At 72.9% G+C, this 18,305-nt stretch carries 15 protein-coding genes; 6 read left to right on the forward strand and 9 right to left on the reverse strand.

Going from position 1 to position 18,305, the window contains the following annotated elements; all coding sequences use genetic code 11:
- Window positions 1–28: 28 nt before the first annotated feature.
- From IE258_RS29700 to IE258_RS29720, 5 genes are all read right to left on the reverse strand, one after another.
- Window positions 29–1,039, reverse strand: a complete 1,011-nt coding sequence (locus IE258_RS29700; RefSeq protein WP_189748605.1) for a Ppx/GppA family phosphatase — start codon at window positions 1,037–1,039, stop codon at window positions 29–31.
- Window positions 1,040–1,069: 30 nt separating this feature from the next.
- Entirely contained in the window at window positions 1,070–3,892 is a 2,823-nt protein-coding gene (locus tag IE258_RS29705) for an NHLP bacteriocin export ABC transporter permease/ATPase subunit (RefSeq protein WP_189748607.1), read from the reverse strand.
- 1 nt (window position 3,893) lies between these two features.
- Window positions 3,894–6,116 carry an NHLP family bacteriocin export ABC transporter peptidase/permease/ATPase subunit gene (locus IE258_RS29710; RefSeq protein ID WP_189748609.1) on the reverse strand — a complete coding sequence of 741 codons (2,223 nt, stop codon included), beginning with the start codon at window positions 6,114–6,116 and terminating at the stop codon, window positions 3,894–3,896.
- Window positions 6,113–6,919, reverse strand: coding sequence for an HlyD family efflux transporter periplasmic adaptor subunit (locus IE258_RS29715; RefSeq protein ID WP_189748611.1), 807 nt, complete (start codon window positions 6,917–6,919; stop codon window positions 6,113–6,115). Before IE258_RS29715 ends, IE258_RS29710 begins: the two co-directional genes overlap by 4 nt.
- Before the next feature lie 120 nt (window positions 6,920–7,039).
- A complete protein-coding gene (locus IE258_RS29720) occupies window positions 7,040–7,255 on the reverse strand; it encodes a hypothetical protein (RefSeq protein WP_003978108.1) in 216 nt (71 codons plus the stop codon).
- 585 nt (window positions 7,256–7,840) lie between these two features.
- Between IE258_RS29720 and IE258_RS29725 the strand changes: the two genes are divergently transcribed.
- From IE258_RS29725 to rfbB, 4 genes are all read left to right on the forward strand, one after another.
- Window positions 7,841–9,223 (forward strand): S1 family peptidase, encoded by a 1,383-nt coding sequence (locus tag IE258_RS29725; RefSeq protein WP_189748614.1) that lies wholly within the window; start codon window positions 7,841–7,843, stop codon window positions 9,221–9,223.
- Window positions 9,224–9,474: 251 nt separating this feature from the next.
- The gene (locus tag IE258_RS29730) at window positions 9,475–11,967 is read left to right on the forward strand and encodes a SpoIIE family protein phosphatase (protein WP_189748617.1); all 2,493 of its coding nucleotides are present in this window, start codon (window positions 9,475–9,477) and stop codon (window positions 11,965–11,967) included.
- A 208-nt stretch (window positions 11,968–12,175) separates the two neighbouring features.
- Complete coding sequence (locus IE258_RS29735) at window positions 12,176–12,355, forward strand: hypothetical protein (protein ID WP_159330559.1); 180 nt, start codon at window positions 12,176–12,178, stop codon at window positions 12,353–12,355.
- A 157-nt stretch (window positions 12,356–12,512) separates the two neighbouring features.
- Window positions 12,513–13,487 (forward strand): dTDP-glucose 4,6-dehydratase, encoded by a 975-nt coding sequence (rfbB, locus tag IE258_RS29740; RefSeq protein WP_189748621.1) that lies wholly within the window; start codon window positions 12,513–12,515, stop codon window positions 13,485–13,487.
- Between the two features lie 44 nt (window positions 13,488–13,531).
- On the opposite strand, the gene IE258_RS29745 is transcribed toward rfbB, so the two are convergent.
- On the reverse strand, window positions 13,532–14,116 hold the full coding sequence (locus tag IE258_RS29745) for a hydrolase (RefSeq protein WP_189748624.1): 585 nt from the start codon (window positions 14,114–14,116) through the stop codon (window positions 13,532–13,534).
- 122 nt (window positions 14,117–14,238) lie between these two features.
- Here IE258_RS29745 and IE258_RS29750 point away from each other — a divergent pair, with 122 nt between their 5' ends.
- Entirely contained in the window at window positions 14,239–14,739 is a 501-nt protein-coding gene (locus IE258_RS29750) for a metallophosphoesterase family protein (RefSeq protein WP_161380609.1), read from the forward strand.
- A 240-nt stretch (window positions 14,740–14,979) separates the two neighbouring features.
- Here the strand turns inward: IE258_RS29750 and IE258_RS29755 are convergent, their stop codons facing one another.
- The gene (locus IE258_RS29755; RefSeq protein WP_189748627.1) at window positions 14,980–16,233 is read right to left on the reverse strand and encodes a YncE family protein; all 1,254 of its coding nucleotides are present in this window, start codon (window positions 16,231–16,233) and stop codon (window positions 14,980–14,982) included.
- A 214-nt stretch (window positions 16,234–16,447) separates the two neighbouring features.
- On the opposite strand from IE258_RS29755, the gene IE258_RS29760 reads away from it, so the two are divergent.
- Window positions 16,448–17,110 carry a TetR/AcrR family transcriptional regulator gene (locus IE258_RS29760; RefSeq protein ID WP_189748630.1) on the forward strand — a complete coding sequence of 221 codons (663 nt, stop codon included), beginning with the start codon at window positions 16,448–16,450 and terminating at the stop codon, window positions 17,108–17,110.
- Here IE258_RS29760 and IE258_RS29765 read toward each other — a convergent pair whose 3' ends face one another.
- Window positions 17,111–17,464: a hypothetical protein gene (locus IE258_RS29765; protein WP_189748633.1), complete on the reverse strand. Its 354-nt coding sequence runs from the start codon at window positions 17,462–17,464 to the stop codon at window positions 17,111–17,113. It lies immediately after the preceding gene.
- Window positions 17,461–18,305, reverse strand: an 845-nt coding sequence (locus IE258_RS29770) for a cytochrome c oxidase subunit I (protein WP_189748636.1), incomplete at its 5' end; no start/stop codon positions are given. The genes IE258_RS29765 and IE258_RS29770, both read right to left, overlap by 4 nt.

The raw sequence follows: 18,305 nt of genomic DNA on the forward strand, positions 1-18,305 counted from the left end.
CGTGGGTACGGCTCGTGCTCGCCGTCGTTCAGTTCGACGTGGACGCCAGGCGCAGGGGCACCGGCGCCGGGGGAGCGGCCTCGTCGCTGCGGCGGACGACCTCCGACCACCAGGACGGGCCCTCCTCGATGTGGCGCAGCAGGACGCCCTCGCGGATCGCCCAGGGGCACAGCGCCACCGACTCGAGACCGGTCAGCTTCATCGCGGTGTGGCCCACCACGGCGCCGGCCAGGCTCTGCGCCGCGCGCGGCGCGGAGATGCCCGGCAGCCGGGCCCGCTCGGCGGCGGACAGCGCGGCCAGCCGCACCACCGCGTCCCCCAGGTCCGAGCAGCGCATCCGCCGCTCGGTGAAGGGCCCGTGGCGGCCCGGCGGGGCGCCGCACAGCCGCCCGAGCTGCTGGAAGGTCCGCGAGGTGGCCACGGCGGTCCGCGGCCCCTCCCAGCGGATCCGCGCGGCGGCGTCCCGCAGCTGGTGGCGGACCTTGCGGCGCAACGCCTTGAGCTGGTCCGGCGACGCCGGGTCCTGACCGCCCGCCAGGAACTCGTGGGTGAGCCGGGCCGCACCCAGCGGCAGCGAGGCCACGAAGCCCGGCAGCCGGCCCCGCCCGAACGCGATCTCCAGCGAGCCGCCGCCGATGTCCAGCAGCGCGAGCGGCCCCGACCGCCAGCCCATCCAGCGCCGGGCCCCCAGGAACGTCAGCTCCGCCTCCACCTCGCCCGGCAGGGTGCACAGCGGCACGCCGGTGCGGGCCTGCACGGTGCGCAGCACCTCACGCCGGTTCGGCGCGGCGCGCACCACGGCGGTCGCGAAGGCCAGCGGTCCCGACGCACCCCACCGGTCCGCGGTCCTGCTCGCGTCGGCGACCGCCTCGACGAGCCGCTCCACGGCCTCTTCCGGCACCGGACCACCCGGCCTGACCTGCTCGGACAGCCGCAGCCGCCACTTCGCGGTGTGCACCGGCAGCGGGACCCCGCCCTCGGCGTCCGCCACCATGAGCCGGACCGTGTTCGAACCCACGTCCACCACGCTGATACGCATGAGGGCAACAGGTACCCATTTGAGCGCCGATCAGGCCAGCTGCCGCCGCACCAGCTCGTGCAGCCGACCGCCCGTGTCGGCGAGCAGTTCGGCCGGCGGGCCCTGCTGGGCGACCCTGCCGTCCTCCATCACGATCACGCGGTCGGCGTCCAGTACCGTCGACAGGCGGTGCGCGATCACGACACGGGTGGCGTTGAGCGCCTTGGTGGACTCGATCACCGTGCGCTGTGTCTCGTTGTCCAGGGCGCTGGTCGCCTCGTCGAAGAACAGGACGCGCGGCCGGCGGATCAGCGCCTGCGCGATCATCAGCCGCTGCCGCTGGCCCCCGGAGACCGCACCGCCGCCCGACACGATGGTGTGCAGGCCCATCGGCATCCGCTCGATGTCCTCCGCGAGCCCCGCCATCCGGGCCGCCGCCATCGCCTCCTCGGGCGTGTACGGCTCGGTGCCGCAGATGACGTCCAGGATCGAGCCGGTGAACGGCTGCGCGTGCTGGAGCACCACCCCGCACTGCCTGCGCACCGCCGACTGGTCGAGCGCGGCCAGGTCCTGGCCGTCGTACAGGACGCTGCCCGACAGCGGCCGGTCGAAGCCGATCAGCAGCCGCAGCAGCGTCGACTTGCCGCAGCCGCTGGGTCCGACGACCGCCACGAACTCGCCGGGACGCACCTCGAAGGAGACGTCGTCCAGGACCAGCGGCCCGTCGTCGGTGTACCGGAAGGACAGCCGACGCGCCTCGATCGCCCCCGACAGCGGCCCCGGCCGGGTGCTCGCCGTCCGCACCTCGGGCGTCGCGTCCAGGACCGGCCGGATCTCCTCGAACAGCGGCAGCGCCGCCACCCCCGACACGAACGCTCCGGTCAGCTGGGTGACCGAGGTCAGCAGCATCGTCACCGAGGCGTTGAAGGTGAGGAACTCCGCCGCCGACATCGAACCCCGCGCCGGACCGGCGAGCAGCATGAACATCAGCAGCGTGCACAGCGGCAGGTACACCGCGCCGAGCACCGCGTTCAGGTTCTTGATCCGGCCCGCCCGCTGCTGCAGCTCCCGGCTGTGCGCGAACCGCTCCGCCCACGCCGCGTAGGCGTAGTTCTCGGCCGCCGCCACGCGCAGCTTGGGCAGCCCGCGCAGCGTCTGGAACGCCTGGTTGTTGAGCTTGTTGGTGAGCTTGACCAGCCGCCGCTGCCAGCGCACCTGCCACAGCCCGAGCCCCAGGAAGACCCCGGCGACCACCACCAGCATGCCGATCGCCGCCAGCGCCATCGGCACGCTGTACCAGAGCAGCAGGCCCAGGTTCATCGCCCCGACCGTCACCGACTGGGCGACCGTCGGACCGACGCCCGCGAGAAGTCTGCGGATCGCGCTGATGCCCATGGCGGCGCTCGCCAGCTCGCCGGTGGAGCGCTCGGTGAAGAACTTCGTCGGCAGCCGCAGCAGCCGGTCCCACACGGCGGGCTGGAGCGTGGCCTCGATCCGGCCCTCCAGGCGCAGGATGGTCAGGTTCTGCAGCAGCATGAAGGCCGCCGCGACGACACTGCTCAGCATCACCGCGAGACACACCTGCACGATCAGCCCGGTCTGCGCCTTCGGCACGAACTCGCCGAGCACCCGGCCCGTCGCGATCGGCACCAGAGCGCCGAGCGCCACCGTCACCAGACCGGCGAGCAGCAGCCCGGTCAGGTCCCGGCGCGTGCCAGCCAGACAGAACCGCAGCAGGCGCAGCGGACTGAGCCGCCGCTCCGGCAGCGGCCGGTAGAACATCACCGCGCGCGGCTCGAACTCCCCGGCGTTCGCCCGCTCCACCGGCGTCTCACGACCGGTCGCCAGATGCACGGCCACATAGCCGCCGCGCCGCCACAGCAGCGCCACCGGCGCACCGGACAGGGTGCGGTGCCCGACCAGCGGCCCCACGTCGTCCCGCCACCAGCGGTCCTCCAGCCGCACCGACCTGGTGCGCACGCGCGAGGCGAGCGCAATGCGCTCCACCGGGTCGAGCCGCTCGCTCTCGGTGCCGCCCAGGGCCGGTTCGGCCAGCGGGATCCCGGCGGCGCGGGCGACCAGCCTGCAGGCCGCGTACGTGGCGTCCGCGTCGGCGGCCGTGGTGCGCTGCGCCGAGCGCTTGCCGATGGAGGCCAGCAGCGTCCGGTCGGCCTGCGCGCGCACCGCCTCACCGGCCTCGATACCGGCCGCCGTCCGCGTCTCGTGGGTGCGCTCCAGCTGCTCGATCCACCGGTCCAGGGTGGTCAGCAGCCGGAACTGCTGGTCGACCAGGCTCTGCCACAGCGCCGGGTCCATCAGCAGGTCGGCGGCGGCCTCCTCGCCGTACACCGCCCCGTACTGCACGCTGCCCGGCGGCACCTGCATCCAGAACACGTCGTCGTCGCTGGGCGCGGCGGCCCGCTCGGTGGCCATCGGCGCCTGGAAGAGGACCGTCAGGCCACGCCCCACGCCGAGGGCCAGCGCGTACTCCAGCGGGCTCGTCGTCGGCGGCACGTACTGCGGGTTGCCGTACGCGTCGTACGACCAGGTCTGGGTGCTCGCCGGCTGGTACAGCTCGCGCAGTCCGATGCGGTGCACCACGCAGTCCCGCAGCGGACGCGCCACCAGCGTGTGCTGCGGCCCGGCGACCGGCCCGAGCAGCGCCGAGCCCGCCTCCAGGCGCCCCAGGTGGTGCCAGTGGCCCTGCTCCGCCGCGTCCACCGCGAACAGGTCCACCGCACCGGAGACCACCAGCCACAGCACCTGCGGCCCCTCCAGGTCGAGGCGGTTGAACCCGGCACAGTCGACGCGGGTGCCCAGCGAGCCGAGCGCTCCGAGGACGAGGTCGCCCTGTCCCTCCTGCACGGTCGTCATCTCACCGCTCCCCGACCAGCGCCGCGTACGCGCCACCGTGTGCCACCAGCTCCGCGTGCCGCCCGCGCTCCACCACCGTGCCGTGCTCCAGGACGACGATCTCGTCGCTGTCCCGCACGGTGCTGAGCCGGTGCGCGATCACCACGCAGGCGCAGCCGCGCCGGCGCAGGTTGTCCATGACCACCAGCTCGGTCTCCGCGTCCAGCGCGCTGGTCACCTCGTCCAGCACCAGGATGCTCGGTCGGCGCACCAGGGCCCGCGCGATCTCCAGGCGCTGGCGCTGCCCGCCGGAGAAGTTCCGGCCGTCCTGCTCGACCGGGCTGTGCAGGCCGCCCGGCCTGCGCATCACCACGTCGTACAGTGCGGCGTCCTTGAGCGCGTCCACCACGGCGTCGTCGGGGATCGACGGGTCCCACAGCGCCACGTTGTCCCGCACCGAGCCCTCGAACAGGAACACGTCCTGGTCGACGAAGGACACGGAGGACGCCAGCGCCCCGCGCGGGATGTCGTCGAGCCGCTGCCCGTCGATGCGGATCACGCCGTCCCAGGGCGCGTACAGACCCGAGATCAGCCGCGACACCGTCGACTTGCCGCTGCCCGACCCGCCGACCAGGGCCACCTGCTGCCCCGGACCGACGGCCAGGTCGAAGCCGGTGAGCAGCGGCTTGTCGAGCGGGTTGTAGCCGAAGGAGATGTTCTGCAACTCCACGTGGCCGTGCAGCCGGCGGGTCGAGTCGCCGCCGCCGGGGCGGTCGTAGAGCGGGTCCGCGCGGAAGTTCTCCACGTCCTTCAGCCGGGCCACGTCGGCCGCGAAGTCCTGGATGCGGCCCGCGACGCCGTTCAGCCGGGTCAGCGGGGCCGTGAAGCGGACCACCAGCGCCTGGAAGGCGACCAGCAGGCCGACCGAGATGTGGCCCTCGACCGCGCGCATGCCGCCGATCCACAGGATCAGCCCGCTGTTGAGGGTGGCGAGCGTCGGGGCGACCACGCCCAGCCAGGCACTCGGCACGCCGAGCCGCTGCTGCTCCTCCAGGGTGGTGGCGTGCTGTCCGGCCCACTTGCGGAAGTAGCCGTCCTCACCGCCGGTCGCCTTCATCGTCTCGATCAGCTGGAGACCGGTGTACGCGGTGTTGGTCAGCCGCGCCGTGTCCGCCCGCAGCTTCGCCGTACGGGTCGCGCGCAACCGGATCACGACCCGCATCGCGAGGATGTTGAGCAGCGCCACGCCGATGCCGACGAAGGTGAGCTGCGGGTCGTACGTGTACAGCAGTACGGCGTACAGGACGACCACGATCGCGTCCACGCCCGCCGCCGCGAGGTCGCGGGCCAGCGTCTCGGCGACGGCGTCGTTGGACTGGAGCCGCTGCACCAGGTCGGCCGGGCTGCGCTGGGAGAAGAAGGTCACCGGCAGCCGCAGCAGGTGCCGCAGGAAGCGGGCGCTGGAGAGGGTGGAGGAGATGATGCGGCCGTGCAGCAGGTTGGCCTGCTGGAGCCAGGTCAGCACCACCGTGAGCAGGACGCACGCGCCCATCGACGCGAACAGCACGCCGAGCAGCGAGGTCTGCCCGCCGATCAGGAACATGTCGATGTAGGTGCGGCTGAGCGCGGGCACCGCCGCGCCGACCGCCACCAGGAGCAGACTCGCCAGCACGGCGGCGGGCAGTGTCCCTGCCGTGCCGCGCAGCCGGGCCGGCATCGCACCGAGCACACCCGGCCGGCGACCGCCCCGGGTGAAGTCCTCGCCGGGCTCCATGGTCAGCACGACCCCGGTGAAGCTGCCGTCGAAGTCCTCCAGGGACACGAATCGACGGCCCTTGCCCGGGTCGTTGATGAACACCCCGCGCCGCCCGAACCGGCGGCCCATGCCGTCGTAGACGACGTAGTGGTTGAACTCCCAGAACAGGATGGCGGGCGCCGTCACCTCGGCGAGGGCGGCCAGGTCCATCTGCATGCCCTTGGCGGTGAACCCGTAACTCCGGGCCGCCTTCAGCAGATTGCTGGCGCGCGAGCCGTCGCGGGAGACGCCGCAGGCGATGCGCAGCTCCTCCAGCGGGACGTGGCGGCCGTAGTGGCCGAGGACCATCGCCAGGGAGGCGGCACCGCACTCCACGGCCTCCATCTGGAGCACGGTGGGGGTGCGGACCGTCTTCGCCCGCGGCTTGGGCACTGTGCGCTTCGGCGGGGCGGCGCGGCGCCTGCCCCGGGTCTCCTGTGCGGTGCTCACGGCAGCAGCCAATCGACGGGACGCTGGTCGGCCAGCCGGATCGAGCCCGAGGCCAGGGTCATGGAGGTCAGTTCGAAGGGCGGTCCGTCCGCCGAGGACCACGCGTAGCCGCTCTTCGTGGTCTTGGAGGTGTCCAGCCGCACCGTCACGGCCACCGGCCTGCCGTCCTCGGTGAACTGCTCGCCGAGCTGGCTGTCCCCGAGGAACGCGGCGATCGTCTGCGCCGACTGCGCCGAACGGTCCACGGCCTTCACCTCCCCGTGCAGGACGCCGTACTGCTGCGTGGGCACCGACTGGACGGTCAGGTCGACGGAGGCGTGCGCGGGGATGGCGGCGGCGTTCTCGGCGGGCACGTAGACGGTGGCGTACAGCGGGTCGTCGGCGTGCGCGACCTTCTCGATCGAGGCGACGTTCGCGCCGGTCCGGATGATCTGCCCCACGGTGGCCGCGACCGCGCTGACCCGGCCGGCGTCGACCGAGCGGACCACCGTCTCGCCCTCGGCGGTGCGGACCTTCAGCACCGGCGCGTCGGCGGCCAGCCGCTGCCCCGGGCCCGCCAGGACCGCGGTGACCTGTCCCGAGACGGGACTCTGCAGGAGGTAACTGCCCTGCCCGTGGGTGAGGATCGCGGGGGCGGCGACCGTGGAGGTCACCGAGCCGCCCACGGCCCACACGGACGCGGCGGCCATCGCGACCACGGTCACGGACAGCACCAGCCAGCCCTGGGGACGGGCGAAACGCACCGGGAGATCGAGCTCCTCCGGTGACTGGAGTTTGGCGAGGGCCTGTTGGCGGAACTGCACGGCTGACGTATCCAGGGCTCGGTGAGAACGGCCGACGTGACGAGAACGGCCGGGAGTCGAGAACGGCCGAAAAGTCCCGGAGCCTGGACGGCTCCGGGACTCAGCGACGCAGGTGCGCGATCAGAGACCGGCGACCAGGCCCGTGACCGGGGCGGTGTTCAGGCCGGTGACACCCTCGACCGTGCCGACGGCCGTGTTGAGCAGGCCGGAGACCGGGGCGATGCCGTCCACCAGGCCGGTGACGGTGCCGACGGCGTTCACGTTCAGGCCGCCGGAGACGTTGTCGAGGTCGGCGTCGGAGATCTCGACGGTCTCAACCTGGGGGGTGGAGTTCATGATGGAACTTCCCTTCGTATAGCCATTTCACAAGGGGGGAGCGGCCCCCTCTGGGGACAGATGACGGCCGCGACCACGGGCGGCCGGGCGCCCGTTTCCCGAGCTCTCCGCGGCCTCCGTGGTGCGATGGATCAAAGCACGCGGCCGGTCCGGGCTTCCAATCAATCACCCCTCCCACCAGCGCACTTGCGACGCCCGGGCACCCAAGCGTGCAGGAGCGCGCACGCCGTCGCGGCGACTTCTTCACACAGTGCGCGACATCGACCCGTGCGACCCCTTGCCTCCGGGGAGGCGATTGGGACACTCCGGCCCCAAAGGCGTACGGGGCTCCTTCGGCTTGTGCAGATGCGCCAACGGGAGTGACCGGGTTGGGCATTCGATGTGCAGATTCGCTGAAGCGGTCATTCCGCTCCGTGATCGGAACGGTGTGTCGCCGCACGGACGCGGAGAGTGTCGAACGCGGGCGGGGCGAGGGTCCGGCTGAACGCCCCCGGCGGCGCGTGCGTACCAACAGCCGTCCGGGCGCCCCCCCCAACAGCTGCCGGACCGGCGGGTACCAACCCCGGTCCCAGGAGGTCGAGTAGGTTGAGTCACAAGCGAATCCCGAAGCGCAGGGCCGCGATGGCGGCGGGCGGTGTGGTGGCCCTCGGCGCGGCCGCGATCCTGCTGCCGAACGCCAACGCCTCGCAGGACGGCGGCTCCTCGGACGACGCCGCGGCCGCGCCCAGGACCCTCAAGTCGGCGGACGCGTCGGATCTCGCCGCACGGCTCGCCGGGCTGCTCGGCGACACCTTCGCGGGCTCCTACTACGACTCGGACGCACAGCAACTGGTCGTCAACGTCGTCCCCGGCGACGACGACCGGGTCGTCACGCAGGCCGAGCAGGCGGGCGCGGAGGTGCGCGAGGTCGACAACAGCATGGGCGAGCTGAGGAGCGGCGCGCAGACCCTGAAGTCCGAGGCGAGCATCCCGGGCACCTCGTGGGCGATCGACCCGCGCACCAACAAGATCCTGGTGACCGCGGACAGCACCGTCACCGGCGAGCGGTGGGACCGGCTGGAGTCCACCGTCGAGGGCCTCGGCTCCGGCATGGCCACGGTCAGGAAGTCCGCCGGCACCTTCAAGACCTTCGCGTCGGGCGGCGACGCCATCTTCGGCGGCGGTGCGCGCTGCTCACTCGGCTTCAACGTCACCGCGGGCGACGGCTCGCCCGCCTTCCTGACGGCCGGTCACTGCGGGGTCGCGGCCGACCAGTGGTCCGACGCGCAGGGCGGGCAGCCGGTCGCCACCGTGGACCAGGCGGTCTTCCCCGGCGAGGGCGACTTCGCGCTCGTCACCTACGACGACCCGGCGACCGAGGCCCCGAGCGAGGTGAACCTCGGCGACCAGACCCTGCCGATCAGCGGGCCCGCCGAGGCGACGGTCGGCCAGGAGGTCTTCCGCATGGGCAGCACGACCGGACTGGCCGACGGCCAGGTCCTCGGCCTGGACGCCACCGTCAACTACCCCGAGGGCACCGTCACCGGCCTCATACAGACCGACGTCTGCGCCGAGCCGGGCGACAGCGGCGGCTCCCTGTTCACCCGGGACGGCCTCGCGATCGGCCTGACCTCGGGCGGCAGCGGCGACTGCACGGCCGGCGGCGAGACCTTCTTCCAGCCGGTCACCACGGCCCTGGAGGCGGTCGGCGCCACCCTCGGCGGCGAGGACGCCGGCGCGGGTGCCGGCGAGGAGGGCGGTACGGGCGACGACTCGGGTGCGGGTGCCGTCGGTGGTGCGAGTGCTGGCGGTGATGCGGGTGACGGTTCCGGTGCGGGAGACGCCGGTGGTGCGGGTGACGGCTCTGGTTCCGGTGACGCCGGTGGTGCAGGGGACGCCGGTGGTGCGGGTGACAGCTCCGGTGCCGGTGAGGCCGGTGACGGCCTCGCCGTCGGCGGCGGGGACGGCAGCGACGGGCTGACGGGCTGACCCTTCGGCCTCCTCCGGATCGCCGCCCGGCCCCGCCGACGGGACCGGGCGGCGGCCTGGAGGCCGAAGGCCGGTGACCGTGCGGGTTCGGGGCGGGAGCCGGTGACCCCGGCCCGCCTCCGCGCGATGAGCGCCGCCCCACCCTGCGCCGCACCACCCCGCGCTGCCCCTCCCCGCGCCGCGCGAAGTGGCCGGACGTGGGACGCCGAGTGCTCCCGATCGCCGGTACCCGAGCCGTAGGGGCTGCGCAGATGTCCCATAAGCGCTGTAATGGCGACGTGGTCAGTCAGGGCGCAGCGGAACGCGGACCGAGGACGCTGCGTGCCGAGGGCGCCCTGAAGGCGGCCGCGGCCGGCCCGCAGCCGGAGCAGCGCCTGCGTGGCATCCTCGAGCAGGCGCTGGTCTTCGCGGGCGCCTCCTTCGCCGCCCTCTACTCGCCCGGCGACGACCCCGAGCTGCTCTGCCTGGTCGAGTCGGCCGGAGTGCCGCGCACCCTGTACGGCGTACGCGACAGCTATCCCGCCTCCGGCGGCTCCCCGGTCGCGGACGCCCACCGGGCCGGCGAGGCGGTGTGGATGGGGCCGGAGGAGTTCGCCGGATCGGCGGAGTCGCGGCACGTGCCGTCCAGCGGCTTCTCGCTGGCCGTCCTGCCCGTGCGCGGGGACGGCGGCGGCTGCCTCCTCGCCCTGACCGAGCGCCCGGACGGGTTCGACGCCGACGACCGTGCGTGTCTGGAGGTGATCGCCGAGGCGATGACCTGCCCGGTCCCGGCGGAGACCGCAGGGACCGGGCAGGTCGACGGCGGTGCACTCCAGCCGGACGCCTTCACCCTGGCCATGGACACCGGCCGGGCGGAGGTCGGTGACGACATCCTGCGTCTGTTCGGCCTCGCACCCGGGGAGTTCGACGGCAAGGTCGAGACGCTGCTCGGCCTCACCGTGCCCGAGGACCTGCCGTCCCTGATGTCGGTGACCGAGTCCGACCACATGACCATCGGAGAACGCGAGCTGGAGTTCCGGGTGCTGCAGCCCACCGGCCCGCCGAAGTGGCTGCGGCTCAGCGGGCGCCTGCTGCCCGGCGGCGACGGCAGACCGACCCTCCTGGTCGGCACCGTCGCCGACGCCTCCACCCTGCGCCCCGACGTGACCGACGTGGCCCGGGTCCAGCGCCTCGCCGCCGCGCTGGCCACCGCCGGGACCGTGCGCGACGTCAGTCAGGCCGTCGTCGCCGCCCTGCGCAGACCGCTCAGGGCCGACCGCATCGCGCTGGCCGAGCTGGAGAACGACCGGCTCGTCGTCACCGTCCTCGACCCGCCCGACCCCGAGTCGTGGCCCGAGCTGTGGCGCCTGGAATGGCGCACCGAGTGGCCGGACGCGCCGGTACGGGCCATGCCCACCCTCGCCGCCGCGCTGCGCGAGGGACGCGCCCGGATCTGGCCGGCCGGCACCGACGACGTGGAACCCGCCCTCGCCGACGTCGGCCCCGGCGGCCTGGCCGTGCTGCCACTGCCCGCCGGTGGCCGCATGGCCGGCGCCTGCCTGATCGGCTGGGACACCCCGCACGACTTCGGCCCCGACGAGCGCGCCCTGCTCACCGCCTCCGCCGGCCTGGCCGGACAGGCCCTGATGCGCGCCCACGCCTTCGACGCCGAGCACGAACTGGTCGGCATGCTCCAGCGCCAGCTGCTGCCGCGCCGGCTGCCGAAACTGCCCGGCGCGGTCGCCGTCGCCCGCTACCTGCCCAGCACGGCGGGCCTCGAGCTGGGCGGCGACTGGTACGACGTGATCCCGCTGCCCGACCACCACGTGGCCCTGGTCATCGGCGACGTCCAGGGCCACAGCGCCGGCGCGGCCACCCTGATGGGGCAGATGCGCACCGCCCTGCGCGCCTACGCCGTCGAGGGCCACCCGCCGGACGTGGTGGTGTCCCACGCCAACCGGCTGCTGACGGGCATGGGGACCGACCTCTTCGCCACCTGCGTCTACGTCGACCTAGACATGGAGGAGGGCTCCGCCTGGTGCGTGCGCGCCGGGCACCTGCCGCCGGTGCTGCGCCACCCCGACGGCAGTACGGAGACCGCGGAGGTCGAGGGCGGCCCGCCGCTCGGCGTGGTCACCCAGGCCGACTTCCCGATGAGCCCGCTGCGGCTGCGGCCCGGCACGCTGATCGCCCTCACCACGGACGGCCTCGTGGAGTCGCCCGGCGCCGACATCGACGAGGGCATGGACCGTTTCGCGCACGCACTGGCCGTCTCCGACCCCACCCACCTCGGACTCGTCGCCGACGCCCTGCTCGGCAACGCCCGCCGCAACGACGACGTCGCCCTGCTGCTGGTGCGCTACGACGGCATGGCCCTGCGCCCGCTGCGCGAAAGCTGGTCGGTGTGGCGGCTGCCGGAGGCCGTGCGGCACGCCCGCCGCTTCACCCGGCGCACCCTGCGCTCCTGGGATGTACCGGACGACGACATCGACGGCGTCCTGCTGATCGTCTCCGAGCTGGTCACCAACGCCCTGGTGCACACCGACGGCAAGGTACGGCTCGACCTCACCCTGATCAGCGGCCGGCTGCGCGTCGCCGTCGCCGACGCCTCACCCCGGACACCGGTCAAACCGACCAGCATCGGCTGGGAGGCCACGGGCGGGCGCGGCATCCTCCTCGTCGAGGCGATGTCGGCGACCTGGGGGACGCTGCCGGTCAGCGGGGGGAAGCAGGTGTGGAGCGAGATCCCGGTGGGCGGCGGCTGAGCGCCTGGCCGGTTCGGCCGCCGCGACGCCGGGCGGCATCGGCGTGGCCCGGCCCCACCCCTGGTGGGCGTCGTTCGGATCTTGCCGGGGTCGCGGGGCGCCCCCCTGGGCACCGCGGGAGGCATGGGTCCGGTGTTTCGCGGTGTCCCGCTCGGGGACCCGCAGTGGCGAGCGCACCGATGCGGAACGAGAAGGAAGATGATGCCCCGTGACCACGGACACCGGCGGCAAAACCGCCGTCCGTCGGCTGGAGACAGGCTGGTCGAAGGCCCGCCGCCTGCGGAGCAGGGGTGGGATGCGCACCTGGGTGCCGGCCGTCGACGACGGCAGCGCCACCCGCGCACCGCAACCGGGCCAGGAGTCGAACATCGTCCGGGGCGAGGACTGAGCGAGCCCCGAGGGTGGTGATCCCGCCCAGCGCGCCGGCCTCGGAGCCGGCGCGGTGCGCGTCCGGGGCCGGTCGCGGGCGACGAGGGCCACGCCGGTAGCGTCACGGGCATCGACCGCACCGCCCGCCCCGACCCCAGCAAGGCACGGAACCGCTCATGAACATCCTGGTCACCGGCGCCGCCGGATTCATCGGCTCCCGGTACGTCGCCGGGCTCCTCGCCGCCGACGCGCCCGGGGCACCGCGGATCACCGTGCTGGACGCCCTCACCTACGCCGGGACCACCGCCAACCTCGAACTCGGCCACCCCCGGCTGGACTTCGTACACGGCGACATTCGCGACGCGGCGCTCGTGGACAAGCTGACGGCCGAGGCCGACCAGGTGGTGCACTTCGCCGCCGAGTCCCACGTCGACCGCTCGATCGACGCCGCGTCCGACTTCGTCCTCACCAACGTCGTCGGCACCCAGAACCTGCTGGACGCCGCCCTGCGCCACGGGGTGGCGCCCTTCGCGCACGTCTCCACCGACGAGGTCTACGGGTCCCTCGAGTCCGGTTCGGCGACCGAGGAGCACCCCCTGCGGCCGAGTTCCCCGTACGCCGCCTCGAAGGCGTCCGGGGACCTGCTCGCCCTCTCGTACCACCGCACCCACGGCCTCGACGTACGGGTGACCCGGTGCTCGAACAACTACGGCCCGCACCAGTTCCCCGAGAAACTCGTGCCGCTGTTCGTCACCCGTCTCCTGGACGGCCGCCGGGTCCCGCTGTACGGGGACGGGCGCAACGTCCGCGACTGGCTGCACGTCGACGACCACTGCCGGGGCGTCGACCTGGTGCGCACCCGGGGCCGGGCCGGTGAGGTCTACAACATCGGCGGCGGCACCGAGTTGAGCAACCGGGACCTCACCGGCCTGCTCCTCGACGCCTGCGGGGCGGGAGCGGACCGGGTCGTGCACGTCGCCGACCGCAAGGGCCACGACCTGCGCTACTCGGTCGACTGGAGCAAGGCCCGCGAGGAGCTGGGCTACCGCCCCCGCCGCGACTTCGCGACCGGACTGGCCGAGACCGTCGCCTGGTACCGGGACAACCGGGACTGGTGGGAACCGCTCAAGCGGCGCACCGACGCGGGCTGACGGGCGGCGCGTTCCATCCGTCAGCCGTGCGTCTGAACCACCCGTCAGCCGTGCGTCCGGGCGAGCAGCTCCAGGATCTCCCGCGTCGTGCCCGTCTCGCCCAGGCGCGGGAAGATCCGCTCGACGCTGCCCCGGTGTGCCTCGGCAGTCATGTCGCTCATGGCGTCGGTGGCGAGCGTGACGTGGTATCCGTGCTCGTGGGCGGCGCGGGCGGTGGACTCCACCCCGATGCTGGTGGCGATGCCGGTCAGCACGATCTGGGTGATGCCGCGGCGGCGCAGCTGGACGTCGAGGCCGGTGCCGTGGAAGGCGCCCCAGTTGCGCTTGGTGACGGTGAGGTCACCGGGGTGCCCGGCCAGTTCGTCGACGACGACGTCCCAGCCCTCGGGGCGCGGGCCGCCGGCGCCACCGGCCTCCGTACGGCCGGGCACGGCGTCCGCCCCGTCGGCGGCGAAGGAGACGCGGACCAGCACCACCGGCAGGTCGCGGGCCCGGAAGGCGTCGGCCAGCTCGACGCTCCGGGCGACGACCTCCGCGCCGGTGTACGGCTCGGTGGGCGCGGCGACGATGCCGGCCTGCAGGTCGATCACGACGAGAGCGGTGCGGGGGTCCAGGGCGGTGACGGTCATGAAGTGGTGCCTTTCCGATGGTTGTCGCACGGTTCGGTCGCGATCGACCCCACGGTAAATTCGACAGGTAAAACTGTCCAGCTGAGACTGCACAGTTTTACCTGTCGATTAAACTGGACGACGTGCGCCTGCTGATCACGTCCGACACCCACCTGCCCAAGCGCGCCAAGGAACTGCCCGCGCCGCTGCTGGCGGAGCTGCCGCGCGCGGACGTCGTCCTGCACGCGGGGGACTGGGTCGACACCGCCACCCTCGACCTGCTGGAGAGCCGCAGCCGCAGACTCGTCGGCGTCCACGGCAACAACGACGGACCCGAGCTGCGCGCCCGGCTGCCCGAGGTGGCGTACGCGGACCTCGGCGGGCTGCGCCTCGGCGTCGTCCACGAGACGGGCGCCGCGCAGGGGCGCGAGGCCCGCTGCGCCGCCCGCTTCCCCGACCTCGACGTCCTCGTCTTCGGGCACAGCCACATTCCCTGGGACACCACCGCGGCCACCGGCCTGCGGCTGCTCAACCCGGGGTCGCCGACCGACCGGCGCCGTCAGCCCTACCGCACCTACATGACCGCCACGGTCGCCGACGGCCGTCTCGGAGACGTCGAGCTGCACCGGCTGCCGCCGCGGTGAGCGGAGGCCGACAGCAGGACGGGCGGCACCCGTGAGGGCGCCGCCCGGTGCGGACCGGGCCGCTCCGTGTCGGAGGAAGCGGCCCGGGCGCTTCTTCTGGAGTGCGCTGTCACGGACCTCCTTCCGGGGCAGTCGTTGCGAGGACATGCATGCCTCGTCCGTTGTCGGGCGACTACCCGTGCCGGGCAGGCTCACACCTGCCCGCGACAACGACCTGCCGGGCCCCGACCGCGCGGTGTCTCAGCCGGCCGACGGTCCCGTCCAGTCCGCCGCGACATGGCCGATCCGGACCCGCTGAGGGTGGTCGCCGACGGGTACGGAGACCGACTTCTCGCCGGTGGCGAAGTCGATGGCCGTGACCTGGTCGGCGCCGCTCTCGGAGACCACGCAGTGCCGGCCGTCGCCGCTGACCGTGGCCCAGTACGGCTTGGCCGCGGCCACCAGCGGGCCCTCCCGCAGGGTGTCGCGGTCGACGACCGTCGCGTAGTCGTCCATCGTGCCGGCGACGCAGATCTTGGCGCCGTCCGGGCTCATGGAGAGGCCGTGGTGGCGCGAGTCGTTGACCCAGGTGGTGCGGTCCTCGCTGGTCGCGGGGTTCTTCGGCAGGGTCTTCGTACGGGTGATCCGGTCGGTGGCGACGTCGTACTCGAAGAAGCCGTTGAAGAACGAGACCTGGAAGTACAGCGTCGACTCGTCGGGCGAGAAGACGGCGGGCCGCACCGCGTCCGAGTGGTCGCCGAGGCCGATCGCGTCGAGCCGCTCGCGCATGTCGACGACCCTGACCGGCTCGTACGTCCTCGCGTCCACGACCGTGATGCGCCGGTCGCCCTTCGTCCAGTCGAGCCAGGGGGCGTCGAGCGCGGTGTTCACCTCACCGATGGACATGTTCCAGATGTACCGGCCGTCGCGGGTGAAGATGTTCTCGTGGGGCTTGTCGCCGGTGGCGAACGAGCCGACCTGCTCGCCCGTCTCGATGTCCAGGACGTGCACGGTGTTGGAGGTCGACGCCGAGACCGCGACCCGGGTGCCGTCGGGGGAGACCGCCATGTGGTCGGAGCGGTACCCCGAGACCGGGAAGCGCCAGTCGATGTCCCCGGTGGCGAGGTCGATGGAGACCACGTCGGCGAAGCTCGGCCGGGAGACGACCACCGAGGTGCCGTCCGGCGTGGAGTACATGTCGTCGACGAGCTGGTCGTGCCCCTCGCCGACGCCGTTGCGGATGGCCTGGAAGTAGATCCACTTGATCGGGTCGGCGTTGATCTCCGCCATCCGCTCCGCCCTGTCCGGGACGACGTCGAGCCGGCCGATCCGGGCGAAGTCGCCGGTGGACCGGATGACGTCGGCGGTGCCGGCCCAGTTGTTCCCGACGAACATCACCTCGCGCAGGTCGGCGCGGGCGTCCGGGGCGGCCGAGGCCGTGGCGGCGGGTGCGGCGACGGTGAGGGCGAGGGCGGCGGCGACGGCGCCGAGGTGCCTGGTCGTGAAGGCGGGCATGCTGCTCTCCTCCGGCAGGGGGTGTGGTGTGGGGGGGGAAACCATGGAGTGCTGGAGTGCTGGAGCGGTGGGGGCGATGGAGCACGCAATCTGAACACAGCCGCTTTCAGAGTCAACTTACTGCAAAGTAAGGAATGAGCGCCCTTCTCCACAAGGCCCCGGACACGACAAACTCGGGCGTGGGGCGGGGAGTTGGCGCGAGGGAGGCGAGCGGGTGGCGGGCAGGCTCAGGGCGCCGACGGGCCGCTACGGCGGCAAATCGGCCGCGCAGCGCCAGGCCGAACGCCGTCGGCGCTTCCTCGACGCCGCGCTCCAGCTGTTCGGCGACACCCCCGGCTACCGCGCCACGACCGTCGCGGCCCTCAGCGACGCCGCCGGCCTGTCCACCCGCCAGTTCTACGAGGAGTTCCGCACCTTGGAGGACGTGCTCGCCGCGCTCCACCTCCAGGTCAACGCGTGGGCCGAGGACGCCGTCCGCACTGCGGCCGAGGGCACCCGCGACCTGCCGCTCCCCGAGCGTGCCGCCGCGATCTTCCGCGCCTACGCCGCCGACGTCACCGCCGATCCGCGCCGCGTGCGCATCACCTTCGTGGAGATCATCGGCGTCAGCCCGCGCCTGGAGGAACAACGGCTGGCCCGCCGCGCCCGCTGGGTCGACCTCATCTGCGCCGAGGCCCGGTCGGCCGCCGAACGCGGGGAGGCGGCGCCGCGCGACTACCGGCTCGGCGCGACCGCGTTCATCGGCGGCGTCAACGGCCTCCTGCACGACTACAGCGCCGGCTGGGTGGACGCCACCCTCGACGAGGTCGTCGAGGAACTGGTCCGCCAGCTCCTGTCCCTGCTGCGCCCACCCGACTGGAGCCCGGCGGCACGCTGACTAGCCCCGGCTCAGGACCAGGACACCCGCGCACCCGAGCACCGCGCACGTCCCCAGCAGGCATCCGGCCAGCAGTCGGCGCCGCAGTGCCCGGTACCGCTCCTCGTACTCCCCGCGCAGTCGCCCGGCGCGCTCGGCCGTGCGCTGCCAGGATGCCCGGGCGAGGGCGAGGTACTCGGCCTCGAAACGTTCCTCCACATCCCGGCGCCGGTCGTCGCCCAGCCAGTCGAAGGGCGCCGTGAAGCGTGTGGCGGCCGTGCGCCCCTCCGCACGGGTGGCGGCGACGAGCAGATGGCCCTCGATCTCGCTGACGAGCGCCCGCGCGGCCGAGGGGCGGCTGTCCCCGCCGCTCACCGGAGCGTCAGCTCCCGCTCCGCGCCCGAGGTGGGCGAGTGGTGCAGGTCGAAGGCGGGCGATTCACTGCGGACGCGCGGCAGCGTGAGGAAGTTGTGCCGCGGCGGCGGGCAGGAGGTCGCCCACTCCAGCGAACGGCCGTAGCCCCACGGGTCGTCCACCTCGATCTTCTCGCCGTACTTGGCGGTCTTCCAGATGTTGTAGAAGAACGGCAGGAGCGACATGCCGAGCAGGAACGAGAAGACACTCGACACGGTGTTGAGCGCCGTCAGCCCCTCCACCGCCAGATAGTCCGGGATCCGGCGCTGCATGCCGTTCGCGCCCAGCCAGTGCTGGACCAGGAAGGTGCCGTGGAAGCCGACGAACAGCGTCCAGAAGGTGATCTTGCCGAGTCGCTCGTCCAGCATCCTGCCGGTGAACTTCGGCCACCAGAAGTGGAAGCCGGCGAACATCGCGAACACCACGGTGCCGAACACCACGTAGTGGAAGTGCGCCACCACGAAGTACGAGTCGGACACGTGGAAGTCGATGGGAGGCGATGCCAGCATCACCCCCGTCAGTCCGCCGAAGAGGAAGGTGATCAGGAAGCCGGTGGACCAGAGCATCGGTGTCTCGAAGGACAGCGAGCCCTTCCACATGGTGCCGATCCAGTTGAAGAACTTCACACCGGTGGGGACCGCGATCAGGAAGGTCATGAAGGAGAAGAACGGCAACAGCACGCCGCCCGTGACGTACATGTGGTGGGCCCACACCGTCACCGACAGACCCGCGATCGCGATCGTCGCACCGATCAGACCCATGTAGCCGAAGATCGGCTTGCGGGAGAAGACCGGGATGATCT

It is taken from the genome of Streptomyces tendae (genome assembly GCF_014650435.1).
Lineage (GTDB): Bacteria > Actinomycetota > Actinomycetes > Streptomycetales > Streptomycetaceae > Streptomyces > Streptomyces tendae.